Annotated in this window: 18 protein-coding genes and 3 pseudogenes; 10 read left to right on the top strand and 11 right to left on the bottom strand. The window is 72.1% G+C overall.

Translation table 11 applies throughout. The features are described from left to right. The first annotated feature begins 82 nt into the window (after positions 1–82). A complete protein-coding gene (locus ABZ919_RS02165; RefSeq protein WP_361241381.1) occupies positions 83–1,993 on the top strand; it encodes a hypothetical protein in 1,911 nt (636 codons plus the stop codon). A gap of 237 nt (positions 1,994–2,230) precedes the next feature. Here the strand turns inward: ABZ919_RS02165 and ABZ919_RS02160 are convergent. Both ABZ919_RS02160 and ABZ919_RS02155 read right to left on the bottom strand, forming a co-directional pair. Then, positions 2,231–4,061, bottom strand: a pseudogene (locus tag ABZ919_RS02160) (LamG-like jellyroll fold domain-containing protein). A gap of 420 nt (positions 4,062–4,481) precedes the next feature. Continuing rightward, a pseudogene (locus ABZ919_RS02155) lies at positions 4,482–5,096 on the bottom strand (beta-galactosidase domain 4-containing protein); the annotation flags it as partial. Positions 5,097–5,325: 229 nt separating this feature from the next. On the opposite strand from ABZ919_RS02155, the gene ABZ919_RS02150 reads away from it, so the two are divergent. Next, a complete protein-coding gene (locus ABZ919_RS02150) occupies positions 5,326–6,663 on the top strand; it encodes a 6-phospho-beta-glucosidase (RefSeq protein WP_361241378.1) in 1,338 nt (445 codons plus the stop codon). 73 nt (positions 6,664–6,736) lie between these two features. Here ABZ919_RS02150 and ABZ919_RS02145 read toward each other — a convergent pair whose 3' ends face one another. After that, positions 6,737–7,846, bottom strand: a complete 1,110-nt coding sequence (locus tag ABZ919_RS02145) for an ATP-grasp domain-containing protein (RefSeq protein WP_361241375.1) — start codon at positions 7,844–7,846, stop codon at positions 6,737–6,739. Between the two features lie 310 nt (positions 7,847–8,156). Between ABZ919_RS02145 and ABZ919_RS02140 the strand changes: the two genes are divergently transcribed. Together ABZ919_RS02140 and ABZ919_RS02135 are read left to right on the top strand one after the other, a co-directional pair. Then, positions 8,157–9,062 (top strand): metallophosphoesterase, encoded by a 906-nt coding sequence (locus tag ABZ919_RS02140; protein ID WP_361241372.1) that lies wholly within the window; start codon positions 8,157–8,159, stop codon positions 9,060–9,062. Beyond that, the gene (locus tag ABZ919_RS02135) at positions 9,010–9,690 is read left to right on the top strand and encodes a 4'-phosphopantetheinyl transferase superfamily protein (protein WP_361241369.1); all 681 of its coding nucleotides are present in this window, start codon (positions 9,010–9,012) and stop codon (positions 9,688–9,690) included. The genes ABZ919_RS02140 and ABZ919_RS02135 overlap by 53 nt, the downstream gene beginning before the upstream one ends. Positions 9,691–9,737: 47 nt before the next feature. Here ABZ919_RS02135 and ABZ919_RS02130 read toward each other — a convergent pair whose 3' ends face one another. The 3 genes from ABZ919_RS02130 to ABZ919_RS02120 all read right to left on the bottom strand — a co-directional run bounded on the left by ABZ919_RS02130 (position 9,738) and on the right by ABZ919_RS02120 (position 11,733). Next, entirely contained in the window at positions 9,738–9,965 is a 228-nt protein-coding gene (locus tag ABZ919_RS02130; protein ID WP_361241366.1) for a hypothetical protein, read from the bottom strand. A 539-nt stretch (positions 9,966–10,504) separates the two neighbouring features. Beyond that, the gene (locus tag ABZ919_RS02125) at positions 10,505–11,062 is read right to left on the bottom strand and encodes a toxin-antitoxin system, toxin component (protein ID WP_361241363.1); all 558 of its coding nucleotides are present in this window, start codon (positions 11,060–11,062) and stop codon (positions 10,505–10,507) included. Between the two features lie 14 nt (positions 11,063–11,076). Continuing rightward, a complete protein-coding gene (locus ABZ919_RS02120) occupies positions 11,077–11,733 on the bottom strand; it encodes a helix-turn-helix transcriptional regulator (protein WP_361241361.1) in 657 nt (218 codons plus the stop codon). A 240-nt stretch (positions 11,734–11,973) separates the two neighbouring features. Here ABZ919_RS02120 and ABZ919_RS02115 point away from each other — a divergent pair, with 240 nt between their 5' ends. The 3 genes from ABZ919_RS02115 (at position 11,974) to ABZ919_RS02105 (ending at position 16,124) form a co-directional block, all read left to right on the top strand. Then, the gene (locus tag ABZ919_RS02115) at positions 11,974–12,645 is read left to right on the top strand and encodes a hypothetical protein (RefSeq protein WP_361241358.1); all 672 of its coding nucleotides are present in this window, start codon (positions 11,974–11,976) and stop codon (positions 12,643–12,645) included. A gap of 158 nt (positions 12,646–12,803) precedes the next feature. Continuing rightward, a complete protein-coding gene (locus ABZ919_RS02110; protein WP_361241355.1) occupies positions 12,804–13,802 on the top strand; it encodes a LacI family DNA-binding transcriptional regulator in 999 nt (332 codons plus the stop codon). A 144-nt stretch (positions 13,803–13,946) separates the two neighbouring features. Further along, on the top strand, positions 13,947–16,124 hold the full coding sequence (locus ABZ919_RS02105; RefSeq protein WP_361241352.1) for a discoidin domain-containing protein: 2,178 nt from the start codon (positions 13,947–13,949) through the stop codon (positions 16,122–16,124). Between the two features lie 13 nt (positions 16,125–16,137). Here ABZ919_RS02105 and ABZ919_RS02100 read toward each other — a convergent pair. Together ABZ919_RS02100 and ABZ919_RS02095 are read right to left on the bottom strand one after the other, a co-directional pair. Further along, positions 16,138–16,277, bottom strand: a pseudogene (locus ABZ919_RS02100) (oxidoreductase); the annotation flags it as partial. 3 nt (positions 16,278–16,280) lie between these two features. Further along, positions 16,281–18,329, bottom strand: a complete 2,049-nt coding sequence (locus ABZ919_RS02095) for a spermidine synthase (protein ID WP_361241349.1) — start codon at positions 18,327–18,329, stop codon at positions 16,281–16,283. 755 nt (positions 18,330–19,084) lie between these two features. On the opposite strand from ABZ919_RS02095, the gene ABZ919_RS02090 reads away from it, so the two are divergent. Beyond that, positions 19,085–21,133: a phosphocholine-specific phospholipase C gene (locus tag ABZ919_RS02090; protein ID WP_361241346.1), complete on the top strand. Its 2,049-nt coding sequence runs from the start codon at positions 19,085–19,087 to the stop codon at positions 21,131–21,133. Between the two features lie 66 nt (positions 21,134–21,199). Further along, positions 21,200–22,084: a phospholipid scramblase-related protein gene (locus tag ABZ919_RS02085; protein WP_361241343.1), complete on the top strand. Its 885-nt coding sequence runs from the start codon at positions 21,200–21,202 to the stop codon at positions 22,082–22,084. Positions 22,085–22,190: 106 nt separating this feature from the next. Here ABZ919_RS02085 and ABZ919_RS02080 read toward each other — a convergent pair whose 3' ends face one another. After that, on the bottom strand, positions 22,191–23,153 hold the full coding sequence (locus ABZ919_RS02080) for an SDR family NAD(P)-dependent oxidoreductase (RefSeq protein WP_361241340.1): 963 nt from the start codon (positions 23,151–23,153) through the stop codon (positions 22,191–22,193). 111 nt (positions 23,154–23,264) lie between these two features. Here ABZ919_RS02080 and ABZ919_RS02075 point away from each other — a divergent pair, with 111 nt between their 5' ends. After that, complete coding sequence (locus tag ABZ919_RS02075; RefSeq protein ID WP_361241337.1) at positions 23,265–23,600, top strand: hypothetical protein; 336 nt, start codon at positions 23,265–23,267, stop codon at positions 23,598–23,600. Positions 23,601–23,607: 7 nt separating this feature from the next. On the opposite strand, the gene ABZ919_RS02070 is transcribed toward ABZ919_RS02075, so the two are convergent. Together ABZ919_RS02070 and ABZ919_RS02065 are read right to left on the bottom strand one after the other, a co-directional pair. Beyond that, positions 23,608–24,567 carry a hypothetical protein gene (locus tag ABZ919_RS02070; protein ID WP_361241334.1) on the bottom strand — a complete coding sequence of 320 codons (960 nt, stop codon included), beginning with the start codon at positions 24,565–24,567 and terminating at the stop codon, positions 23,608–23,610. Next, complete coding sequence (locus tag ABZ919_RS02065) at positions 24,564–25,373, bottom strand: phosphatase PAP2 family protein (RefSeq protein ID WP_361241332.1); 810 nt, start codon at positions 25,371–25,373, stop codon at positions 24,564–24,566. Before ABZ919_RS02065 ends, ABZ919_RS02070 begins: the two co-directional genes overlap by 4 nt. Positions 25,374–25,507: the final 134 nt, after the last annotated feature.

Here is a 25,507-nt window from a genome sequence, read left to right as displayed (position 1 = left end):
CAGGGGCGGTCCGTCCGGAGGGCCGGTTGGGCCTGGGCTGACGGCCTTGTCCCACCGCGAGGCCGGCGGGGATCATGACCGCGTGCAGCACCCAGAGGAACTTCACCAGCTACTCGCACGCGCCGGACTCACGGTCGTCGGGGACGTCCCCGCGGGCGGCCTGTTGCCGCCTGAAGCCGGCTGGCGGATCGCGCGCGGAATCGCGGCGCCGGACGGCGCGGCCCGGGAAGCGCTCGAAGCCGCGTGGTGGCGCCGTCTTCGCGATGCCGGCGGCGAGTTCCTCGTGGCCGTCCTCGGGCACCGGATCGGCGGCAACGACTCCTGGTGGACCCGGGTCCGGCACGCCGGGAGCGGCGTGCCGGAGCTGACCGGAGCCCCCGGGTTCGTGGCGCTCTCCCCCGACGGGCAGGTGCTGCTGGCGGAGGTGCCCGGCGCGGGCGGACCCCGGGTGACGGCCCTCGACCGACTGCCGGAGCGGCTGGAGGAGGCCGCCGAGGCCGCCGGGCGTGAGACGGAGGTCGAGCGTGCCGAGGTGTGGGCGGCGGTGCCCGGCCGACGCGCGTGGCCTCTGCACTGGGCGGAGGGGATCGGGTCCAACCCGGCCGCGACGGACGAACTGCTGATCCGGCTGCTGGATGTGGAGGAGGGCTTCCTGCACGGATGCGACCGGCCCGCCGTCCTCGACGCCGCCGTGGCGCACCCCGATCCGCGGGTGCGGTCCAGGGCCGCCGACACCTTCCGGCCCAAGCTCACGTCCGATCAGTGGGTACACCTGGTCCGCGCCGAGCCGTCGCCGCATCGACGCGTGCTCTGGGCGGAGCTCGCCTGCATCTGGGGCGCCGAACTCCCCGGGGACCTGTACGACGACCTCCTCGCCGGTCCGTCCCGTGCGCGAGCCGCCGAACTCCCGGGGCTCCCCGCGCAGCACCTCCCTGACCTCGCGGCCGACGCCGATCCCCGGGTGCGGGCGGCTGCCTGTGCCCGGTGGGAGGACCTCGCCGCGCCGCTGCGGGAGCGGCTGCTGGCCGACACCGACTACGTGGTGCGCACGGCTGCGTTGCTCGCCCACCACACCGGCGTACCCATGCCTCGCGAGGTCTTCGCCGACCTGCCCGACCCGCGGCGGGCGCTCGAACGGTGCCGCCTCGCGCCCGAGCTGGAGGAGGAGCTGGTCCGGAACGGGGACGCGGAGGTACGTCGGGCGCTGGCCGCCAACCCGGGCCTGGGCGCGCACGGCGTCGCCGTGCTGGCGGAGGACCCGCAGGACGACGTCCGCTCCGCGGTGGCGCTGCGCCCCGACCTCACCGAGGAGCAACGTGCCGGGGTGCGCCACGACTTCGACCCGACGTCGATGTCGCACACCCTGCCCTGGGTCGAGGACCTGCACGGCGACGCCGACGCGATGCGCCGTCTCGCCGCGTCGTCCCACCCGCTGGTCCGCCGCAGTGTGGCCCGGGCCCGGCACCTCCCGCCGGATGTCGTGGCGCGCCTGGCACGGGACGGGGACCGGGTGGTCCGCCTGTTCCTCGCCGAATCGTGCGAGGACGCGCCGGCCGACATGCTGCTGGAGGTCTGGCGCTGGTGGGGCGGCAGCTTCAGCCACCCCGACCGGCCCCGCAGCCACCCCAACTTCCCCCGTGCGGGCCTGCTGCGCTATACCGCCGACCCCAGCGGGCGGATGCGTCGCCTGGCCCTGGACGATCCGGAGTCGACACCGGCCGACGTCGCACGCCTGGCACGGGATCCCGAAGCCGAGGTGCGCCGCCGCGCGGCAGAGGACCCGCGGCTGTCACCGGCCGACGCGGTGCGGCTGCTGAACGACCCGGAGGCTTGCGTCCGCGGCACCGCGGTGCGCAATCCGCGGCTGCCGGCCCGCGTCCTGGCCGGGCTGTTGCACGACCGCGACACGGCATGCGCAGCCGTCACCAACCCGGCGATCCCGGTCTCCGTCCTGCACCGCATCCTGGCCGCGGCCGTGGAAGCCCGGCGCTGAACCCCGACACCCCGGACGGAGGCCGTGGCGGTCCGCTGAACTCCGGCACGCCTGGCCGGCCACCCTGCTGCGACTCCGCGAGGACCCGCCGTACCCGGTCGTACGTGCGCCGGTGGTGAGGCTGAGCCGGACCCGGCGCCCGCTGTCCGTCAGGCACCGGACGGGGCGGATCGTGACCGACGGTCGGGGAGCACCCGGGAGCACCGGGCGTACCGGGGGCGCCGGGCGTACCGGGGGTCAGTGGGTCATGAAGGACGTGACGGGCAGCGCCCTGGAGACGATGCGGACGTCGCCGAGGCGGCCGTACAGGATCTGGTCGATCTTCCCCGCGTACTCGTAGCCGCCGAGCAGCCACGGCAGTCCGACCGACGTGATGCCGACCGCGTCCGCCACCGGGTTGCGGACGACGGGGCAGCCCTCGACGTACAGGGTCGTGTGCCTGCCGTCGTTCACCACCGCGAGGTGCCGCCAGGTCTCCAGCGGCGTCTCCTGGCCCCAGTTGGTGGCGATGCCCTCCTGGTCGAGCGGACGCATCGCCCACTGCGGCTCGCGGTCGTCGGACAACGAGAGGGTGGCCAGCGGCTCGTCCGGGTCGTCGGCGGTCTTCCCGGCCGCGCCACCCGTGCCCGTACGGTTGACGACGCCGGACCAGGCGTTGTGGTCCGGGTCCCAGTCGGCGGGCAGGCGGCAGAACGCCTCGATGGTGTAGCCCGCCCTGAAGGTGGCCGAGTTGAGCGGTGCGCCGTCGACCGTCCTCAGGTACGCCCCCCGCAGCGGCGACTTGTGGCCCTGGAACTCCAGGCTGCCGTGGCCGGGCTGGTCGGGGTGGTGGTCGCCGGACCAGCCGAGCGTGCCGCCGCCCACGCTGACGAGGGTGAGGTCGTTGCCCTGGCCGGACAGGTCGCGGACGCCGCCGGAGACGGGCGACTCGAAGCGCCAGTACGCGACCGTGCCCCGGACGAGCATCTTCGAGGCAGGCCGGCCCGGGCGGGCCGGCACCGGGTCGAAGCCGGAGAACCGGGCGGCGAAGTCGATCCCCACCGAGAAGCGGTCCGCGTCGCCGCTGAGCTCGATCTCCTGCCGCTCCAGTTCGTTGAGGCCCTGGCCCGCCCGGCCGAGGATCCAGGGCGAGACCGTCTCCACGTCGATGACGTTCCGGTCCAGATCGAAGTGGTAGAGGCGGATCATGGCCGCGCCGCCGAAGTAGCGGTTCTGGTAGTTGGTGAGGTGCAGGTGCACGTCGTTGCCGGCCGCGTTCTTGCGGGTTGCGCGCCCCGCCGGCCAGAAGTGGCCGTTCAGCGTGAGGAAGATCTGGTCGTGGTCCGCGATGAGCTGGTCCCACAACTGCTGCCCGTACGCCGACAACTCGTCGTCGCCCGCGACGAGTTCGTGCGTGGTGAGCACGACCGGCGTCGTCGGGTGCTGGCTGAGCACGTCCTTGGCCCAGGCGTACCCCTCCGCCGACAGCCGCCAGTCCAGGGCGAGCACCATCCACTCGCGGCCGGCGGCCCGGAACAGGTGACAGGTGTTGTAGCCGTCCGCGGAGGCGCCGCCGAACGTCGGGCTGTTCCTGAACCGTCGCGGCCCGAAGGTGTCCAGATACGGCGTCGAGCCGCGCTGGTCGTCCGTCGACGACCTGATGTCGTGGTTGCCGGCCAGCACGCTGTAGCCGGCACCGCACCGGTCGAGGACCGCGAACGCCTCGCCGATCGCGGCGAATTCCTCCTCGGAGCCGTTCTGGGTGAGGTCGCCGAGGTGGGCCAGGAAGACGATGTCGTCCTCCTCGCCGTGCTCCAGGAGATAGTGCAACGAGGCCTCGAGCGGCGCCGGGTGGATGCTGGGACCGTCGAACAGGTACTGGGTGTCGGGCATCACCGCGAGCGTGAACCGGCGGCTGTCCGTGTCGGGCCGCCGGCCGGCCCGTTCGGCCGCCCGGGCCGGCTGCGCGGCGGCCGGCAGGGCGACACCGGCCGTGGCGGCGGCACCCAGGAGTGCGGTGGCCCTGAGGAAACCGCGTCTTCCGGCACCGGCCTGCGGCCTCGCCCTGGGGGTCATGCGACGTACACACGTGCGCTCCGTGAGGGAGGTGGGGTCAGGTGACGGGGAGGGCGGGGGAGTGCTGAGGGTGAGGACCGAGGGCGGGGGCGTACGGCACCGGGTCCGGTCCCCGGTGCGGCGCGTCCACGCGCACCGCGCAGCCGGTCGGCACGGGTGCGTCGTGCCGTGCCGTGGCCGTCCGTCCCTCGGCGCGGCGCCGGGCCACCGGGGCCTGCCGGGGCTCGTCCAGCAGGACCGCGCGGCCGGTGGCGTCCGGCACGGACAGTACGGACGTCTCGGACAGCTCGAACAGCACGGACGGCCCGGACAGCTCAGACAGCTCAGACAGCTCGGACAACGTGGACGAGGTGGACGGCCCGGACGGGGTGGAATGCGGTCCGTCGTGCCGGCCGCCGGGCCTCGGCGGCGGTTGTGCAAGACGCGTCCCGAGCGGGGCGGCCCCGCGCAGCCGTACCCGGCTCACACCCACCTCGGTCCCGCGCGGCGCCCCCGGCTGTTCCCGCGCCACGGTCACCCGCAGCGTCAGCCAGGCCTCGCCGCCGTCGCGCGGCACTCCGAAGGGCAGCGGTACCGCCGCCGTCTCGCCGGGCCGCAGATCGGGCAGCCGGGCGGCACCGGTGAGCCTGCGGCCGTCGGCGAGGGCCAGCTCCCACTCGCCGGCCAGCCAGGCCAGGCCCCGGACGCGCTGCTGGTTGCCGAGGACGATGCCCTCGTGCTGGTAGCAGTCGATGCGCACCGGCGCGGCGATGTCCCGGCCCTCGTACGGGGCCGGCCCGGGGGAGCGACTGCCGAGGGCGGCTCCGGCCACGTCGAACCGGCCGTCGCGCACCGCACCGCCGCCGTCGCGCACCGCACCACCGCCGTCGTCGCCGTGCGCCCGGGGGCGTCGGGGCGCGGCGACACCGCTGTCGTGTGGGGCGCCCAAGCGCCCGGCCGGTCTTCCCTCGCTCACGCGTTGCACGATTCCGTGGGCCAGGAACTCCCGGATGAAGCCGCCCTGAAGGCCCGGCGTTGACTCGATGGCCGCGCAGTGGTCCGCGAGCGTGTCCGGACCGGCACCGGTCAGCGGCAGGCGATCCCGTGCCCGCCGGGCCGCCCCGACGGCGCGCGCGTCCGGTGACGGTGCAGGATGGTGGGACGCCGAAGCCGCCCATGTCCGGTGGACGGGACGCTCGTGTCGTGACCGGGTCGCCGGTGGATGCGGCCACCCGGTCCGCCCCGCGCGAGGCCGGTGCCGAGGTGGTCGTGGCGCGAGTCCGGGGAAGGGTGCAGACGTGAAGCTGACGATTCTGGGCGGTGGCGGGTTCCGGGTGCCGCTCGTGTACGGTGCCCTGCTGAGCGACCACGCCGAGGGGCGGGTCACCGAGGTCGTCCTGCACGACCTGGACGACCGTCGCCTGCACGCGGTGACCAGGGTGCTGGACGAACAGGCCGCCGGTATCCCCGACGCGCCCCGCGTGACCGCCACCACCGACCTCGACGAGGCGCTCGTGGGCGCCGACTTCGTCTTCTCCGCGATCCGCGTCGGCGGCCTGGAGGGCCGGGCGCACGACGAGCGGGTGGCGCTCGCCGAGGGGGTGCTCGGCCAGGAGACCGTCGGTGCGGGCGGGATCGCCTACGGACTGCGGACCGTCCCCGTCGCCGTCGGCATCGCCGAGCGGGTGGCCCGCCTCGCCCCGGACGCCTGGGTCATCAACTTCACCAACCCGGCCGGCCTGGTCACCGAGGCCATGTCCCGGCACCTGGGCGACCGGGTCATCGGCATCTGCGACTCGCCCGTCGGCCTGGGCCGGCGCATCGCCCGTGTCCTCGGCGCCGATCCCGAGGAGGCCTTCGTCGACTACGTCGGCCTCAACCACCTCGGCTGGGTGCGCGGCCTGCGCGTGGCCGGACGCGACGAACTCCCGCGTCTGCTGGCCGACCCCGCCCTGCTCGGCTCCTTCGAGGAGGGAAGGCTGTTCGGCGCCGGCTGGCTGCAGTCGCTCGGCGCCATCCCCAACGAGTACCTGCACTACTACTACTTCAACCGGGAGGCCGTGCGCGCCTACCGGCAGGCCGAGCAGACCCGGGGTGCCTTCCTGCGCGACCAGCAGGCCCGGTTCTACGCGGACGCCCTGCGCACGGACCGCTCCGCACTGCGGGCCTGGCACCGGACCCGTGCCGAACGCGAGGCCACCTACATGGCCGAGAACCGGGAGAGTGCCGGCGCGGGCGAGCGCGAGGACGACGACCTGTCCGGCGGCTACGAGAAGGTGGCGCTCGCCCTGATGCGGGCCATCGCCCGCGACGAGCGGACCACGCTGATCCTCAACGTGCGCAACGCGAGCACGCTTCCGGCGCTCGACGCCGACGCGGTGATCGAGGTCCCGTGCCTGGTCGACGCCGGCGGCGCCCACCCGGTCGCCGTCACCCCGCTCCCCGGGCACGCCACCGGGCTGGTCTGCTCGGTCAAGGCCGTCGAGCGCGAGGTGCTCGCCGCCGCCGACTCCGGTTCCCGGCAGACGGCCGTGAAGGCGTTCGCGCTGCATCCCCTCGTCGACTCGGTCAACGTGGCCCGCAGACTGCTCGAGGGCTACCTCGAGGTCCATCCCGGCCTCGCGTACCTCAAGTGAGCGCCGGTCCCGCGCCCGAGGGGCGCGGGAAGCCGCGCGACCGGCCACGGCGGACCCGCAGCCGGCGAACGACCTACAGCGGGAGGGCCTCCACCGCCGAAGCCGCCTGCGCGGGCAGCGCCGGCAGGGCCATCTCCGCGTCCCGCTGCCGGGGCAGTGCCACGGGCAGCAGGGACCGCGGCCCCGACACCACCGTGTAGTCCTGCCCCAGGAACGGCGGCTCGATCACCCCGGGATCCTCGCCCAGCGCCAACCGCACGGCGGCCCACGGGGCGTTCACCCCGCACAGCGACAGCTGGTGCAGCCCCCCGGCGGGCCGTGTGTTGACGTCCAGCAGCACCGGGCGGTCGCCGAGCATGCGGAACTGGATGTTGGACAGGTGGTGCAGGCCGAAGCCCTCCGCGATCAGCCGGGCCGGCTCCAGCCACCGCTCGTCCAGGGTGAAGCCCCGCCGGCGGCCGTTCTTGGTGCGGCCCACCGCGAGCCGCAGCCGGTTGTCCCGCCCGGTGAGGCAGTCGACGGACACCTCGGGCTGCTCCAGGCGCGGCATCACCAGCCAGTCCACCGGCTCCCCGGCCCGTCGCAGCGCCTCGACGACCGGGTCGAGCTGGACGTACGGACCCGGGTACCCCGCGAGGTGGGCCAGCGAGAACGGGGCACGGGTGATCACCCGGAAGCCGACCCCGCCGGCACCCGAGGCCGGTTTGAAGCAGGCCTTGTATCCGGCTGCCTCCAACTCCTCGACAGCACAGAGGAGTTGGTCGGCCGTACGCACCCGCCACCACGGCGGCACCGGGACCCCCACCGAGCGGACCGCCTCGTACGCCGTGGCCTTGTCCTCGAACACCGCCACGGCCTCGGGCGTCGGGGCCAGCAGTGCCGTACCGGCCGCCGCGAACTCCGCGCGGTGCGCCACGATCGCGGCCTGGTGCAGCCGGGGCACGAAGACATCGATGCCGCGCCGGGCGCACTGGTCGAGGGCGTACTCGACGTATGCGGCCGGGGACAGGCCCTCCGGCTCCAGATCGGCGGTGTCGGCGGCGGCCAGCACCGGGGAGTCGGGGTCCCCGTGGGTGGCGTGGATCTCCACCGCGCGGTCGCTGGGATTCCTGCGGAGCTGATCCATGAAGAACACGTTCTCCGCGTACGTGCGGTTGAGCCAGACGCGTACGCGAGAGAGCATGCAGGCCGCCTTTCACGGTTTTCGGGCAGGACTCGGTGGCCCGTGCCCGGGCAGGAGGGAGGAAGGGACGCCGAACAACCCCTGCCGAGAGGGGGAGGTTGGGGTGCCGGTGTCGGGGCGATCATACGGCTTTCAAGAGCCCGCGCGTGCAACGCGGATGTTACGGATTCCGTCGCCCTCGGGACGGTTCCGCGGACGTCCGTCTCCGCGCCGTCCGCCCGACCGTGACGTACGCCCCGGCGCCTCTTGTCCGGTGTCGGGGAAATGTGTTCTCGTGGTCCCGGCGGAAGATGATCGGAAGGGGTGCGGGGTGGAGTCTGCGGCCGGGGCCGGACAGCTGCTGGCCATCAGCGACCTGCACATCACCTATGCGGAGAACCGCGCCCTCGTCGAGGACATGCGGCCCACGAGCGACGAGGACTGGCTGATCGTCGCCGGTGACATCGCCGAGACGGTCGCCGACATCCGCTGGACCCTGGAAAGACTCGCGGGCCGTTTCCGCAAGGTGCTGTGGGCTCCCGGCAACCACGAGCTGTGGACCCACCCGAAGGATCCGGTCACCCTGCGCGGCGTCGCCCGCTACGAGCACCTGGTCGAGCTGTGCCGTGAGCTGGGCGTCACCACGCCCGAGGACCCCTACCCGGTGTGGCGGGGATCCGGCGGCCCGGTCGTCGTCGCCCCGCTGTTCCTGCTGTACGACTACTCGTTCCTGCCGCCCGGCTGCGCCACCAAGGCCGAGGGCCTGGCCTACGCGCACGACACCGGCGTCGTCTGCAACGACGAGTACCTGCTCCACCCGGACCCCTATCCGACCCGGGACGCCTGGTGCCGGGCGCGGGTCGCCGAGACCGAGCGCAGACTGGCCGCGCTTCCCGCCGGCCTTCCGGTCGTACCGGTCAACCACTACCCGCTGCACCGGCACCCCACCGAGGTGCTGTGGTACCCCGAGTTCGCCATGTGGTGCGGCACCACGCTCACGGCCGACTGGCACCGCCGGTTCCCCGTCGCGACCATGGTCTACGGCCATCTGCACATCCCGCGCACCACCTGGCACGACGGAGTCCGCTTCGAAGAGGTTTCCGTAGGCTATCCCCGTGAATGGCGCAAGCGGCCGCAGCCGCCGGGACAGCTGCGCCGCATCCTGCCGATGGAGGTCGAAGCCGGTGATCGAGGATCTGCTTCCGGAGTCGGTCGTGGCCGTGGAGGCACACCGTGACGACCCGCTGTGGGACTCCCCGCTGTACCCCGGGGAGGCGGCGCTCGTCGAGCGTGCGGTGCCCAAGCGCCGCCGGGAGTTCGCCGCCGTGCGCGGCTGTGCCCGGCGGGCCATGGAGAAGCTCGGCGTGCCGGCGCAGTCCGTCCTCAGCGGCGAGCGGGGCGCGCCGCGCTGGCCGGCCGGTCTGATCGGCAGCATGACCCACTGCGACGGCTACTGCGCCGCCGCCCTGGCCCACGCGGGCGACCTGGCCTCCCTCGGTATCGACGCCGAACCGCACGGGCCGCTCCCGCCGGACGTCCTCCCGGCCGTGTGCCTGCCCGCCGAGGCCGAGCGGATCGCCCGGCTCGCCGGGCAGCGGCCCGCCGTGCACTGGGACCGGATCCTGTTCAGCGCCAAGGAGTCCGTCTACAAGGCGTGGTTCCCGCTGACGCGCAGCTGGCTGGACTTCAGCGAGGCCGACATCAGCATGTCCCCGAGCCCGGGCGACGACTCGCGCGGCACCCTGCGGGCCGAACTCCTCGTCCCGGGGCCCCGGGTCGGTGACCGCCGGCTCCAGGTGTTCGACGGCCGGTGGCTGGTGCGCGACGGAGTGGTCGCCACGTCCGTCGTCGTCCCGCACCCCTGATCCAAGGCCCCGCGGCCCCGCGGCCGGCAGCGACCTGCGGCGTCCGCTCAGACGGGAGGGCACCAGTCGCGCAGCAGCCGGAAGAACCCCTCCTCGTTGCCCACGAGCCCGGCCCGGGCCAGGGCCTGTTCCGCCTCGGCCAGCACGGCGGGCGGCACCACGGTGGGCCGGTGGCCGTCCGGCGGCCCGTCGAAGGCGGCGCGTACGGTATGCAGCAGCCGCAGGTACGCCTGTACGGCGGTACGCTCACGGTCGGTCAGTACGGCGGTGGGCATCGGTCGGCTCTCCCCGAGTAGGCGTCACGGTCGCGCGCCGTGAGGCGCACTCCTCCAGCTTGCCGCCCACCACTGACAACGCCGTTCGGCCGCGTTCCGGTTCGCCCGCTCAGCGGAGGGCGAAACCTTCCGGTGGCACCTGCAGGGGTGACCGGCGTACCGCCGACAGCGCATTCCGCTCCCGCGGCGGGGCCGGCGGGCCGCGCCCGGCCGGCGCAGGAAGACGAGCTCCGCCGCGTCGCGCCCGACGGCCCCGGCACACCGCTGCGCCGCGCCCGAACGGTCCGGGATCAGTTCCGTGCCGCTCCGAACGGCCCCGGCTCACCCCTCTGCCGCGCCCGATCAGTCCCGATTCATCCGCGTGCCGCGCCGGGCCATCCGGGTTCATCCGCGTGCCGCGCCGGACCGTCCGGGTTCATCCGCGTGCCGCGCCGGGCCATCCGGGTTCATCCGCGTGCCGCGCCGGGCCATCCGGGTTCATCCGCGTGCCGCGCCGGGCCATCCGGGTTCATCCGCGTGCCGCGCCGGACGGTGCCGGTTCAGCCCTGTGCCCCGGGATATCCGAGGGACGCCTCGATGCGCCCGGCCACGTCGTCGCGCTGCACCGGACCGCGCAGGAGGGAACCGGCGAGCCAGGTACGGCACTTGCTGGCCAGCAGCAGACCGAAGGTCTCGGCGTCCCGCTCCTCGGCGAGGTCGAAGCGGGTCCGGGCCGCGACCCGCTGCACCGTGGCCTCGAGCGCGGCCTGGTCGGTGTCGTCGTGCAGCAGCCGCGTGGCGACCCCCACGCCGTCCACGTGGTGCCCACGGTGGTCGGCCTGCATGTGCCACAGCTCATGGCCGAGGATCACCAACTGGTGGTCGGGCGCCGTGCGTTCCTCCACGACGACGAGGTCGCGGTCGGTCAGGTCCAGCCACAGCCCGCTCGCCGTGCCCGGCGGGAACGCGGCCGCACGGAAGTGCACCGGGCGGCCCCGGCGGCGGCTCATCGCCGTACACAGGGCGCCGTACAGCTCCCGCGGCGGCGCCGGCGCGGCCAGCGCCAGTCCGCCCACCAGCTCGTTGCACAGCCGGCGCATGTCCCTGCCGATGCCCACAGTCCTCCCCCGGCTCACGACTCGGGCCGTTTGACGCTCTCCAGGAGCATGTCGAGCCACTCCGCGACCTTGTCCCGGTGCTGGTCGGTGGGCAACTGCGCGGCCCGCCAGGCGATTCCCCGCACCCCGTGGTCCTGCAGCAGCCGTTCCAGCGGATCCTGGTCGGCCCCGGCTGCGGCCCGCTCCCGGTCGGCGAGCTTCTGCAGCAGTTCCTGCTCGGTGCGTTGCAGCGCGCCCGCCAGCGCCTCGGGGTCCTCGGCAGTGAGGAAGCCGGCGTGCACCCGGAAGAAACGCTGCAGCGCGTCGCAGTGCTCCATGGTGGGGCGCCGGTCGCCGTTGATGAGGGCGCCGGCCTGCTGACGGGACATGCCCGCGCCGTCGGCGATCTCCTGCTGGGTGTACTTGCGGCCGTTGGGTTTCAGCCGGGTGCGGCGCAGCAGGCCCAGGCGCTGCAGAAAACGCGCCTGCACGTCCGGCTCGCCGGCGGGCCGGCCGGCGAGCAGCGCCTTGACCACCGGCTCCGGGACACCGCAGGCCACGGAGAGCCGCCCGACGTCGTAGACCTCGGTGTGCGGCACGCCGAGCCGGTCGGCGAGCGCGGTGACGCGGGCGACGACGGCCGGCAGCTGGGCGGTCGCCGTGGCGCCCGGATCCTCGTAGCCATCCGTCACCGACAGAACTCCTACGTCTCTCGAGGGTTTCAGATGCGTCCGTGCTTCTCACGAGCGATCGCCGTGAACTTCCCGGAGAGTAGCGGGTGCCTCGAACTCACATCCAGGTGTCGCCACAACTGTGGCGAATTTCAGCCGTACATGGGCGCGGAATGCCACGATAGTTGACACGGTCTCGTCGCGGGCCGCAGGATCGCAGAGCCGCGTGAAGGCCGCAGAGGCAAGAGGGGTGACCTCCCGATGGCACATCAGGCAGGAGGGCAGCGGCCGGCACCGCTGCCCGTCCCCGAGACCTGCGAGACCCAGGCGTATCTCCAGGACTACGCCGTACTGCTGGAGTCCCTCGCCTGCCCGTCCCTGGTCGTCGACCACCGCTGGGACGTCGTCATGGCCAACGGCGCGTTCGGGACACTCTTCCGCGGGGTCCGCCGGCAGGCGACGGCCATGCCCGGGGACAACTTCCTGCGGTTCGTTCTGTTCCACGCGGACGCGGCCGACGTCCTCGCCGAGCACGAGCAGGGCTGGTGCCTGCCGATGCTGGCCCACCTCAGGTCGGCCCTGGAGGTGTACGGACACGACCACGAACTCCAGGCGATCCGCCGGGACATCGCCCAGGACCCGCTCATGGAGGCCGCCTTCCGGCAGGGGCTGCCGCACTGGATCCGTGCCGTCGGCGAGAGTGCGACCCGGCTCGACGGGGCCGTGCGGCTGCTGCACCACCCCGACCCGCGGCGTGGCCCCACGGAGTGCCGCATCGTCGAGGAGGCGCCCGAGGTCCTGCGGGAACTCGGCTACCGGCGCCTGACCATGGTGCTGCGCGAGAACCGCCGCCCCGCCGCGCCCGTACGCCGGCCGCGCCGGCCGCGGGGGACGGCGGCCCACCTCACGGTCGTCCCGGCGCCCGAGAGCTGACCCGGCACCGCCGGCGTTCAGGTCGCCGGCGGCGCCGGGTCGAACGGGCCGCGTCCGTCCGCCTCGCGGTCCCGTGCCCCCGTGCGCGTTGCCGCACGTTCTTTCCGTGCACGCATCCGACGCAAGCCATTTGCGCGACTTGCGCTACGCTTGCGTACATGACGCGACGACTGGCCGAAGTGGCGAAGAAGGTCGGGGTCAGCGAGGCCACGGTCAGCCGGGTGCTCAACGGCAAACCCGGGGTCTCCGGGGCCACCCGGCAGGCGGTGCTGACGGCTCTCGACGTCCTCGGTTACGAGCGCCCCACCCAGCTGCGCGGTGAACGCGCCCGGCTCGTCGGCCTGGTCCTGCCGGAGCTGCAGAACCCCATCTTCCCGGCGTTCGCCGAGGTCATCGGCGGTGCCCTGGCCCAGCTGGGGCTCACCCCGGTGCTGTGCACACAGACGAAGGGCGGCGTCTCCGAGGCCGACTACGTCGACCTGCTGCTGCACCAGCAGGTCTCCGGGGTCGTCTTCGCCGGCGGCCTCTACGCCCAGGCGGACGCCCCGCACGACCACTACCGGCTGCTCGCCGACCGCAACATCCCCGTCGTACTGGTCAACGCGGCCATCGAACACCTCGCCTTCCCCGGCGTGTCCTGCGACGACGCCGTCGCCGTGGAGCAGGCCTGGCGCCATCTGGTCTCCCTCGGCCACGAACGCATCGGACTGGTCCTCGGCCCCGGCGACCACGTGCCCTCGGCGCGCAAGCTGGCCGCCGCGCGTGCCTTCGCCGGCGACCTGCCGGAGGAGTTCGTGGCCCGGGCCATCTTCTCCCTGGAGGGCGGTCACGCCGCCGCGTCCCGGCTGATCGACCGCGGTGTCACCGGCATCATCTGCGCCAGCGACCCCCTGGCGCTCGGTGCGGTCCGGGCCGCGCGCCGCAAGGGGTACGACGTGCCCCGGCAGATCTCCGTCGTCGGCTACGACGACTCGGCCTTCATGAACTGCACCGAACCCCCGCTCACCACCGTCCGCCAGCCCATCGAGGCGATGGGGCGCGCCGCCGTCGAGCTGCTGAACGCGCAGATCGGCGGCGCCGCCGTCCCCGCGGAGGAGCTGCTGTTCGAGCCCGAGCTGGTGGTGCGGGGGTCGACCGCGCAAGCTCCACGAGGCTGAGATCGAGAAGCTCCAGCAAGCTGTCGAATAATTGCAGATCTTGTACCGACATATTGCATTGCGATGTCGGTGGTGCTTGAGTGTGCCCGCCCCCCGTGCCCGCACCCGCTGTCCCAGACACCCCCACCATGAAGGGATCAGCACATGCACTCCAGCACCGCCAGGAATGTCAGGCGCATGCCAGCCGTCGGGGCGGTCGTCGCCCTCGCCGCCGGCATGCTCGTCACCGTGGCCCCCGCCGCACACGCGGCCGCGGGCGCCACCCTGCCCTTCACCTCCGTGGAGGCCGAGTCGGCGACGACCACCGGCACCAGGATCGGCCCCGACTACACGCAGGGCACCCTCGCCTCGGAGGCCTCCGGACGGCAGGCCGTCCGGCTGTCGGCCGGGCAGCGGGTGGAGTTCACCGTGCCGCGCGCGTCCAACGCGGTGAACCTCGCCTACAGCGTCCCGGACGGGCAGTCCGGTTCGCTGAACGTGTACGTCAACGGAACGAAGCTGGCCAAGACGCTGCCGGTGACGTCCAAGTACTCGTACATCGACACCGGCTGGATCGCCGGCGCCAGGACGCACCACTTCTTCGACGACACCCGGATGCTGCTGGGCCAGGACGTCCAGCCGGGCGACAAGGTCGCCGTCGAGGCCGCCGGCACCCAGGTCACGGTCGACGTCGCCGACTTCGAGCAGGTCGCGGCGCCCGCGGCCCAGCCCGCCGGCTCGGTGTCCGTCGTCTCCAGGGGCGCCGATCCCAGCGGCAACGGCGATTCCACCCAAGCCTTCCGGGACGCCATCGCCGCCGCCCAGGGCGGCACCGTCTGGATCCCGCCCGGCGACTACCGCATCACCTCCTCCCTCAACGGCGTGCAGAACGTGACGCTCCAGGGCGCCGGCAGCTGGTACTCGGTGGTGCACACCTCCCGGTTCATCGACCAGTCCTCCTCCTCCGGCGGCGTCCACATCAAGGACTTCGCGGTCATCGGCGAGGTCACCGAACGCGTCGACTCCAGCCCCGACAACTTCGTCAACGGCTCGCTCGGCCCGAACTCGTCCGTCTCTGGCATGTGGATCCAGCACATGAAGTGCGGCATGTGGCTGATGGGCACCAACGACGACCTGGTCGTGGAGAACAACCGTTTCCTCGACACCACCGCCGACGGCATCAACCTCAACGGCACCGCGAGGGGCGTCGTCGTCCGCAACAACTTCCTGCGCAACCAGGGCGACGACTCCCTCGCCATGTGGTCGCTGTACTCCCCGGACACGAACTCCAGCTTCGAGAACAACACGATCTCGCAGCCCAACCTGGCCAACGGCATCGCGATCTACGGCGGCACCGACATCTCCGTGCGGAACAACCTGGTCTCCGACACCAACGCCCTCGGCAGCGGTATCGCGATCTCCAACCAGAAGTTCATGGACCCGTTCTCCCCGCTGTCCGGCACCATCACAGTCGACGGCAACACCCTGGTGCGCACCGGAGCGATGAACCCCAACTGGAACCACCCGATGGGCGCGCTGCGCGTCGACTCCTACGACAGCGCGATCACCGCCACCGTCGACATCACCAACACCACCATCACCGACAGCCCCTACAGCGCCTTCGAGTTCGTCTCCGGCGGCGGGCAGGGCCACCCGGTGCGGAACGTCAACGTGACCGGCGCGACCGTGCGGAACACCGGCACCGTCGTCGTCCAGGCCGAGGCGCAGGGCGCGGCCACCTTCAAGAACGTCACCGCCACCCAGGTCGGCGCAGCCGGCATCTACAACTGCCCCTACCCGGCGAACTCCGGCTCGTTCACCCTCACCGACGGCGGCGGCGACTCGGGGTGGAACAGCACCTGGTCGGACTGCTCCACCTGGCCCCAGCCCGGCCAGGGCAACCCCGATCCGGACCCCAACCGCGACCTCGCCAAGGGCCGGCCGGCGAGTGCGACCGGCTCCCAGGACGTCTACACACCCGGCAAGGCGGTCGACGGTGACGCGAACTCCTACTGGGAGTCCACCAACAACGCCTTCCCGCAGTCCTGGACGGTCGACCTCGGCTCGTCCTACGCCGTACGCCGCCTGGTGCTCAAGCTGCCGCCGTCCTCGGCGTGGGGCGCCCGCACCCAGACCATCACCGTGCTCGGCAGCACCGACGGTTCGAACTACTCGACCGTCGTGGGCTCCCAGGGCCACCGCTTCGACCCCGCCACCGGCAATACGGCCACCGTCCCCCTGCCGAGCGGCACGAACCTGAGGTACCTCCGCCTCACCGTCAGCGCCAACACCGGCTGGCCCGCCGGGCAGTTCAGCGAGGTGGAGGCGTACCTGACGTCCTGATCCGGGAGCGGGGTCACAGATCCAGCACCAGACGGGCGCCCCGGCACCGGGACACGCAGATCATCGTCGTCTCGCCCGCGGTCCGCACCTCCCATGTGAGGACCGAGTGCCGGTGGTCCGGGGCGCCCGCAGCACGTCCGTCTCGCAGGTGCCGCGCTACTGGTTGTGGACGGTCACCATGCCGTCCGGTGCGGACGTCGACTGCGCGTCCGGCCTGCGCCCGGTGAACCGCATGATGATGCACGCTCCCAGGTACAGCAGGGCAACGACCAGCAGCAGGGCCTGGTAGCCCGTCACCAGGGCGAGGTACTCGAGCACACCGCCGGTCAGGGCGCCCAGCAGATTCGCGCCGAACGCGGATACCGGATCAGGGGCGAGCGCGAGGCGGTCCGAGAAGATCAGGTTGGCACAGAAGATGGGGGCGAAGGCCAGGGCGATGGCGGCGGCGAGCCGTCCGGGGAAGGGCAGCGCGAGCACGACGTGCGCCGGAACGAGCCACGCTGTCGCGAGGGTGCCGAACAGCAGTAGCTGCAGCGCCGGCAGGTTGACCCGCCGCAGCCGGCGCCGGACCTCGACCGCCCCGAGGACGGCGAGCAGGACGCCGATGAAGACCAGGGCGTTGACCAGCCAGGTCGTACCGAAGTAGAGCGCGAAGCCGATCACGTTCTTCGTCTCGAGCAACATGAAGGCAGCGCCCATCAGGAACATGTCGGTGTAGCGGAGCGTGCTGCGGATCTGGACCCCGGTCAGACGCACCGCCACGAGCGTCACCAGCAGGATCCCGCCCAGCACGCCCAGATAGAGCGTGGGGATGTCACGGTGCAGCAGGTACGGGAAAGGGTGGTCGTCGCCGGCGGCCGCCGGGACCGCGCCGCTGGGCCGCCAGATCTGCTTGCACGACTGGTCGGCGGGCGTCATTCCGGCCACCAGGACGGCCGCGTTCGTGGCGAACGTCGTCGCGCACGGCGCATGGCGGTAGATGGCGTTGAGGGAACCGGCGAAGCGGTCGACCAGCCAGCTCGTCCGGTAGTAGTTGTACATGGCGAAGGCACCGTGCGGCGTCAGGTGATCGCGCGCGGCCTCGAACGCCTGGTGCGTGAACAGGTAGCTCTCCAGGCGCAGATTGCTCGCCCCGGCCACCAGCGTCAGCGAGTCGGGCAGCGCGAGGACGACGAGGTCGTACTTGGCGTGCGTACGCTCCAGGAAAGCCCGTCCGTCGTTGATGTGGACGTGCACCCTGGGGTCGCCGTACGGCTTGGCGGGGTGCAGCTGTGCGCCGATCTGCTGCAGTCGGGGATCGATCTCGACCGCGTCCACGCGCTGTGCTCCGTGCGCCAGCGCGACGGCGACGTCATTGCCGTTACCCGCTCCGATGACGAGCACGCGCTTGTGCGGATTGGCGGGGGTCTCGTCGTATGCCTGCCGATAGGGCGACCCCGCTTGCATCAGCACCGACAGCGGCACGATCGCCTGGTGCGGGACGCCGTTGGCGGAGATGGTGTACTCCGGGACGGTGGGTGACAACGGTGTGACCTGGATCTTGTAGTAGGGCGACCAGGAGATGCCGACGGTCGTCGTCTCCACGAACAGCGCGGCGACCATCGCCGTGAGCGGGACGGAGTACCGCAGGATGTTGCGTCGTCCGCCGAGGACCAGCAGGGCCGCGGCGGCGAGCACGCCCCACACGACCGATGGAGCCCGTAGCCAGGAGAGCAGGGCGAAGGACGCCGAGCCGGTGAGGCTGCCGAGCAGGTCGTAGCGGTAGGCATCGAGTGAGGGAAGCCGGCGGAAGAGGTCTGCGGTGATCTTGCCGATCGCGGTCATGATCACCGCGGTGAGCAGGAAGATGACGGGCAGCGTCACCCATTCGGGAAAGCCGGTGGTCTTCACGGACGTGAAGTAGATGATCTGCTGGCTGCTCTGACGCACCTGCACCGGAAACGCGCGCACCAGTACGACGAGAACCGCGAGCGGGACCGGTGCCCATCGTACGATCCACTGCCCGCGCGTGGCGGGTATGAGGAAACCGATCCCGACACCGAGAAACGACCCCAGAAGGACGAAGTTCGAAAAGTAGCTGAGATGGACGACGTTGGCGCCCGCCCACCTGATCAGGGCCAACTCGACGAAGAGCATGGTGGCGCTGGCCAGCAGCAGCCTCCAGCGTACCGGGTGGAACTTTTGTCCGGTTCCAGTCAGCTTCATGTGTATTTACGGTGCCGTCTTCGTTGCCATTTCGCATCCCGGGAGTCTGATTCGAAAATGAACAATTTATGCCGGTAATGCGCCCTCTTCGCCACCGCCGCCGCCCGCGGGAAGAACACCTGCCCGGCCGATCCGCCGCGATGCACCCCCCGGCGGCTTAGGGGACCGTGGCACCGGCCTCGCACCGGAATGCGAAGACGGCGCGAGCTCCGTGCAGGTGGGGCGGGGCCTGATGCATGCCGCCGCGGCCACAGATCAGGGGTCGGCCCTCGGCGGGGGTGGAGCGTGGCGGGGGTTCAGGGGGCGGAGTCTTCTTCGCCGTGGGCTTCGGTACGGGCAGCGGCCGACTCGCCGTAACCGCGCCGCCCGGCGGGGCCGAAGCCCGGACTCCGCCCGCCGCGACGGGAACTTCCCTCCCGCGCAAGCCTTTACCGGCCCCGGGGCGGGCATTGCGTCGGCCAGGGCGGCGCTTGACGCACTGGCTTGGTCCAGGAGCCGTCGGCCGGCTCGAGCCGGGGTGGCGGCCTTCGTGCGCCGTCGGCCCGCTAGACGGCCGACGCAATCCCTCGCGCCCGGACCCCGTTTGGTGCGCGCCGGCACCGCGGCCGGTGGAAGGCACCGCACGGACCGCCGAGTTTCACGCGGGCGCCACCGGACCCTTCCCTGACGTTTGGTGCTCTTGGAACACTCGCTCCGCGCAGATTCTGTCATTTGTACGGCATCACGTACGTCAGGACGAGAGGACCCTCCCACCCATGGCCGAAGTCAACCGGCGCCGTTTCCTTCAACTCGCGGGCGCCACAACGGCGTTCACCGCGCTGTCCAGCAGCATCCAGCGCGCCGCCGCCCTGCCCGCGCACCATCGCACCGGGACGGTCGAGGACGTCGAGCACATCGTCGTCCTCATGCAGGAGAACCGATCCTTCGACCACTACTTCGGCACGCTCCGCGGCGTCCGCGGCTTCGGCGACCCCCGTTCCGTCTCCCAGAACGGCAAGTCCGTCTGGAAGCAGTCCGACGGCACCAAGGACATCCTGCCCTTCCACCCGGACGCCGACGACCTGGGGCTGGCCTTCATCCAGGACCTGCCGCACGGCTGGCAGGACACGCACGCCGCCTTCAACGGGGGCAAGTACGACAAGTGGGTCCCGGCCAAGGGCACCACGACCATGGCGCACCTGACGCGCGAGGACATACCGTTCCACTACGCGCTCGCCGACGCCTTCACCATCTGCGACGCCTACCACTGCTCGTTCATGGGCTCGACCGACCCGAACCGCTACTACATGTGGACCGGATACGTCGGCAACGACGGCCAGGGCGGCGGCCCGGTGCTCGGCAACGACGAGAAGGGTTACGGCTGGACGACGTACCCCGAGCGCCTGGAGAAGGCCGGGGTCTCCTGGAAGATCTACCAGGACGTCGGCGACGGCCTCGACGCGAACGGCGGCTGGGGCTGGATCCAGGACGCCTACCGCGGCAACTACGGCGACAACGCCCTGCTCTACTTCAACCAGTACCGCAACGCCCAGCCCGGCGACCCGCTGTACGACAAGGCCCGTACCGGCACCGACGCCCGCAAGGGCGAGGGCTTCTTCGACCAGCTGAAGGCCGACGTCAAGGCCGGCAAGCTGCCGCAGGTCTCCTATGTCGTGGCCCCCGAGGCCTTCACCGAGCACCCCAACTGGCCCGCCAACTACGGCGCCTGGTACGTCTCCCGGGTCCTCGACGCCCTCACCTCCAACCCCGAGGTCTGGGGCAGGACCGCGCTGTTCATCACCTACGACGAGAACGACGGCTTCTTCGACCACGTCATACCGCCCTTCCCGCCGGCCTCCGGGGCCCAGGGCAAGTCGACGGTGGACGCCTCCCTCGACCTGTACAAGGGCGACGCGAGCCACGTCGCCGGCCCCTACGGGCTCGGCCAGCGCGTGCCGATGCTCGTCGTCTCCCCGTGGAGCAAGGGCGGTTACGTCTGCTCCGAGACCTTCGACCACACCTCGATCGTCCGGTTCATCGAGCGTCGCTTCGGTGTACAGGAGCCGAACATCTCCCCCTGGCGCCGTGCCGTCGTCGGCGACCTGACCAGCGCCTTCGACTTCTCCCGCAAGGACACCAAGCCGGTCGCGCTGCCGTCCACGGCCGCCTATGAGCCGCCGGACCACAACCGTCACCCGGACTACGTGCCCAAGCCGCCCGCCAACCCGTCCCTGCCCAAGCAGGAACGCGGCCACCGGCCCACCCGCCCGCTGAAGTACGCCCCGGCGGTGGACGGTTGCGCGGACACCGCGGCAGGCACCTTCACGCTCACGTTCGCCTCCGGAAGGCACGCGGGCGCCGCCTTCCTGGTGACCTCCGGCAACCGCACCGACGGCCCCTGGACCTACACCACCGAGGCCGGCAAGTCGCTCTCCGACACCTGGAACGCGGCCTACTCCGGTGGTGTGCACGACCTCGCCGTGCACGGCCCCAACGGCTTCCTGCGCGTCTTCAAGGGCAAGGCCAAGTCGGCCGGACCCGAGGCCACCGCCCGGCAGGCGGGCGACGACCTGGAACTCACCTTCACCAACAAGGGTTCGGGCACCGTGAAACTGAAGGTGGTGAACGGTTACGGCGGTCACCCCGCCTCCGTGACCGTGCGGCCCGGGTCGACCGTCCGGCACACCGTCGACCTCACGGCGAGCAGGCGCTGGTACGACGTGACGGTCACCTGCGACGCCGACCCGGCCTTCCTGCGCGGCTTCGCCGGCCATGTCGAGAACGGGCACCCCGGCGTCAGCGATCCGGCGATCGCCGCGGAGTGACCGGGCGATGAACAGCGCTCCGTGCGGACTGGTCAGGTACCGGTCACATCAGGGTAGTGTGCCCCGGTGACCACGCATTCGAACACTCCTGCAGGCTGGTACCCGGATCCGCACGGAGCGGCGCAGACGCTCCGCTACTGGGACGGCGCGCAGTGGACCGAGCACACCAACCCGGCCCAGCAGCCCGCCGGTCAGGTGCCCCATCAGCAGGCCGCGCCCCAGCAGCACGGCGCGCCCCAGCAGCACGGCGCCGCCCAGCAGTTCGGCGCCCCGCAGGCACCGGCCGCCGACCCCAAGGTGCAGCGCCAGGTGCAGCAGCAGGCCGGAGTCGTGGCCGGTGGCCCCGGTGGTGGCACCCTCTTCACCGAGCCCGTCCTGGTGGTGAACCAGAAGGCCAAGCTGATCGAGGTGACCAACGAGTACAAGGTCATGGATCAGAACGGCCGGGAGATCGGCTCGGTCACCGAGGTCGGCCAGGGTGTGCTGCGGAAGATCTTCCGCTTCATCTCCAACTGGGACCAGTTCCTGACCCACAAGCTGGAGATCCGCGACGCCTACGGCCAGCCGCAGCTGCTGCTGACCCGGCCCGCGAAGATCTTCAAGTCCCGGGTCGTCGTGACGCGTCCGGACGGCTCGCCGGTCGGTGAGATCGTCCAGCAGAACATGATCGGCAAGATCAACTTCGCGATGAACGCGAACGGCCAGCAGGTCGGCGCGATCAAGGCGGAGAACTGGCGGGCGTGGAACTTCGCGATCGTCGACCACGCGGACAACGAGGTCGCCCGGATCACCAAGACCTGGGAGGGCCTCGCCAAGACGCTCTTCACGACCGCGGACAACTACGTCCTGCAGATCCACTACCAGCTGCCCGAGCCGCTGCTGAGCCTCGTGGTGGCGACGGCCCTGACCGTCGACACCGCCCTCAAGCAGGACTCGCGGGGCTGGAACTGAGCCGGACCCCACGGGGAGAGCGGGGCCGGGGGAACACCCGGACACGGCGAGTACGGCGACGGCGGCCGGTGCGCGGGACGCGCGCGTGCCGGCCCCGGTCACAGCACTAGGCGGCGAACGCGTCGACGTCGGTCAGCTCCGCCGACAGCTCCCACAGCCGGGCGGCCTGCTCCGGGTCGACGGCCCAGTCCTTGACGCCGGACCGCTCGTCGTCCCCGGAGGCCGCCTCGGCGACGTCGCAGTCCTCGAGATAGACGCCACCGAGCCCGTCCAGCTGCGCCGAGGTCGCCGCCCACACCTGGGTGGCCGCACCCTGTTGCGGCGTCTTGAAGCCCTCCGGATTGAGGACGTTGCCGTCCTCGTCGATCCAGCCGCGCTCGATCATCTCCTCCTTGGGCAGGTGCCGCTGGAGCGGGGTGATGATGCCGCCGGGGTGCAGGGCGAAGGCGCGGACCCCGGCGTCGCGGCCGAGCTTGTCGAGCTGGACGGCGAACAGGACGTTGGCGGTCTTGGCCTGGCCGTAGGCCTCCCACTTGTCGTAGCGCTGCTGCCAGTGGATGTCGTCCCAGCGGATGCCGGAGAAGTGATGTCCGCGGGAGGAGACGGAGACGACTCGGGCCCCATCCGGTGCGATCGCGGGCCACAGGCGGTTGACGAGGGCGAAGTGGCCGAGGTGGTTGGTGGCGAACTGGGCCTCCCAGCCGGGCCCCACCCGTGATTCCGGGCACGCCATGATCCCGGCGCTGTCGATCACGATGTCGATGTGGCGTCCCGTGGCGAGGAACCGCTCGGCGAAGGCGCGCACGCTCTCCAGGTCGCCGAGGTCCAGCTCGTCCAGCTCGACACCGGGGACGCCGGCCAGCGCCTGCTCGGCGGTGGCCCGGCGGCGGGCGGGCACGACCACGTGGGCGCCGGCTCCGACGAGCGAGCGGGTGGTCTCGAGGCCGATGCCCGAGTAACCCCCGGTGACGAGGGCGAGCTTGCCCGTCAGGTCGATGCCCTGCAGGACGTCGTCGGCGGTGCTGGTGGCGCCGAAACCCGATCCGATCTTGTGCTGTGCGGTGCTCATGTCCGGAACGCTACGAGTTCGAGTGCTCTCGAGGTCAAGCGTGCGCCGTCGTGCCTCTGAAAAGGCTCAAGTGCGGTGCCGGGCGGGGGTGCGGCGGGCACGATGATCCACATGGCAACTCTTGCGGGATTCAGAAGCAAACACGACGTCGTGCCCGTCATCCGGGACGCGGACATGGTGGCAGCCGCCCTGCGCCAGGCACTGGCCGGGGCATCGCCGGAGGAACGGCCGGGCCTTGAACGCGCCGCCGCACTCGTCGAGTCCACCGCGGCCGCCACCGAGAGCCAGGTGCGCGCCCGCTGGGTCCGCCACCGGCTGGCCGCGGTCGGCTTCGACGGGGACGTCGCCTCGATCGCGGCGTTGAAGGCACTGCGTCAGGCGGAGCCGAGGCTGAGTCTGCTGGCCGCGGTGCAACTGCAGAAGGACGCAGTGGCCCACCCGGAGTGATCCGGGTTCAGAGCGCCGTGAGATGTCCGGGGTGTTCCGCCTGGCGGGGCACGAACGCGGGTTCGGTGGCCGCCGTGCCCGGTTCCAGGGCCAGTACCGCGGCCACGGGATGGTTCTCGTCCGTGTGCTCCGGCTCCGGCGTGACGCCGGGCGCGACCCGGGTGAGCAGGACTACGCCCCAGGTGGCCAGGACCGCTCCGGCGAGGGCCAGCAGCACGCCGACCGGGCCGCCGTGAAGGCCTTGGCCGAGCAGAGTGAGGCCGATGACCGCGGCGGCCACCGGGTTGGCGAGGGTGACCACGGCCAGCGGGGCCCCTAGACCGCCGCGGTAGGCGGTCTGCGACAGCAGCAGGCCGCCGACGGCGAAGGCGGCGACCAGCACGGCGACCACGATCACCTCGGTGCTCAGAGCGGGGCCGGTGCGGTCCGTGGCCGCCACGGTCACCGTCTGGGTCAGTGCCGAGGCGACACCGGAGGCGAAGCCGGACGCCGTGGCGTGCCTGAGGCCCGGCCGGGCGCCGGGCCAGGAGAGCAGTCCGATCGCGGCGGCGGTCGTACCGGCGACCGCCAGCGCCTCGGTCAGCGACAGCACGCGCGCGGGCGCCGGGCCGGAGGCGGTGACGAGCAGTGCGGCGAGCCCGAGCAACGTCAGCGCCGTGCCGCGCCACTCCACCACGCTCACCCGGCGCCCGGCCGCCCGGGCCCCGAGCGGCACCGCCGCGACCAGGGTGAGCGCGCCGAGCGGCTGGACGAGGGTGAGGGGGCCGTACTTGAGGGCGACGACGTGCAGCAGGGCGGCGGCCGCGTTCAGCCCCACCGCCGACCACCAGGCACCGGTGCCGAGCAGCCGCAGCAGGCCGGTGCCGGTGGTGCGGGAGGCGAGGCGTTCCTGGGCGACGGCGGCCAGGGCGTAGGCGACGGCCGAGAGCAGGCAGAGGGCGACGGCGATCAGGGCGGCGGCGCTCATCGGGCCGCTCCCGCCAGGGCGGTCTCGCGCGGCGCGAGCCGGCCGCGGCCGCCGCGTGCCGTGACGGTGGCCGCCGGGTGCGGCGGACGGATCACGGCGAGTGCGGTGCCGAGCATGGCCGTCGCGACGATCGCGTCGAGCCAGTAGTGGTTCGCCGTGCCCACGATCACCAGCAGGGTGATCAGCGGATGCAGCAGCCACAGCAGGCGCCACCGGGACCGGGTGGCCACGATCAGCCCGATCGCGACCATCAGCGCCCAGCCGAAGTGCAGCGACGGCATCGCCGCGAACTGGTTGGACAGATGGTCGCTGGACGGCGGCCCGTACACCGACGGGCCGTACAGGCGGGCGGTGTCCACCAGGCCGGTGCCGGTCAGCATGCGCGGCGGCGCCAGCGGGAACGTGAACGGCAGCACCAGGGCGGCCGTGGTGACCACCGCGAGGACCCGGCGCGCCCATATGTAGTGCGCGGGCCGCCGGAGGTACATCCAGACCAGGAAGGCCAGCGTCGCCGGGAAGTGGACAGTGGCGTAGTAGGCGTTCGCGAGGTGGGCGAGGGTGTCGCCGTGCAGCAGTGCGGACTGCACGGCGTTCTCGCGGGGGAGGTGCAGTGCCCGCTCCAGGTCCCACACGCGGCGGGCGTTGTGAAGGGCGTTCGCGGTGTGGCCGGTGGCCAGCTGCCGGCCGAGCTTGTAGACCAGGAACAGCCCCGCGACGAGCAGGAATTCGCGCAGCAGCGGCGGACGCGCTGCCGCGTCGGGCTCCGCTTCCGCTTCTGCCTCTGCAGGCTCGGTTCGGGCAGTCATCCCCCGGCCCCTTCGCTGACGGTGGTGCGTGTGGTGGTGCATGTGGTGGTGCTGACGAGCGCCGGTCTTCGGGCCCCGCTCATCGATACGTCCCCGTACCGATACGCCAGTGTACCGATACGGCTGAGTACCGG

It is taken from the genome of Streptomyces sp. NPDC046759 (genome assembly GCF_040645475.1).
Lineage (GTDB): Bacteria > Actinomycetota > Actinomycetes > Streptomycetales > Streptomycetaceae > Streptomyces.
Note: the sequence above shows the minus strand (reverse complement) of the source record. Positions and strands in the feature narration are given on the sequence as shown.

Bases quoted from the DNA above. Each gene is read 5' to 3' on its own strand.
- ABZ919_RS02145 (WP_361241375.1), bottom strand. From the start codon at position 7,846: ATGCTCTCTCGCGTACGCGTCTGGCTCAACCGCACGTACGCGGAGAAC.
- ABZ919_RS02130 (WP_361241366.1), bottom strand. From the start codon at position 9,965: ATGCCCACCGCCGTACTGACCGACCGTGAGCGTACCGCCGTACAGGCG.
- ABZ919_RS02115 (WP_361241358.1), top strand. From the start codon at position 11,974: ATGGCACATCAGGCAGGAGGGCAGCGGCCGGCACCGCTGCCCGTCCCC.
- ABZ919_RS02110 (WP_361241355.1), top strand. From the start codon at position 12,804: ATGACGCGACGACTGGCCGAAGTGGCGAAGAAGGTCGGGGTCAGCGAG.
- ABZ919_RS02105 (WP_361241352.1), top strand. From the start codon at position 13,947: ATGCACTCCAGCACCGCCAGGAATGTCAGGCGCATGCCAGCCGTCGGG.
- ABZ919_RS02095 (WP_361241349.1), bottom strand. From the start codon at position 18,329: ATGAAGCTGACTGGAACCGGACAAAAGTTCCACCCGGTACGCTGGAGG.
- ABZ919_RS02090 (WP_361241346.1), top strand. From the start codon at position 19,085: ATGGCCGAAGTCAACCGGCGCCGTTTCCTTCAACTCGCGGGCGCCACA.
- ABZ919_RS02080 (WP_361241340.1), bottom strand. From the start codon at position 23,153: ATGAGCACCGCACAGCACAAGATCGGATCGGGTTTCGGCGCCACCAGC.
- ABZ919_RS02075 (WP_361241337.1), top strand. From the start codon at position 23,265: ATGGCAACTCTTGCGGGATTCAGAAGCAAACACGACGTCGTGCCCGTC.
- ABZ919_RS02070 (WP_361241334.1), bottom strand. From the start codon at position 24,567: ATGAGCGCCGCCGCCCTGATCGCCGTCGCCCTCTGCCTGCTCTCGGCC.
- ABZ919_RS02065 (WP_361241332.1), bottom strand. From the start codon at position 25,373: ATGACTGCCCGAACCGAGCCTGCAGAGGCAGAAGCGGAAGCGGAGCCC.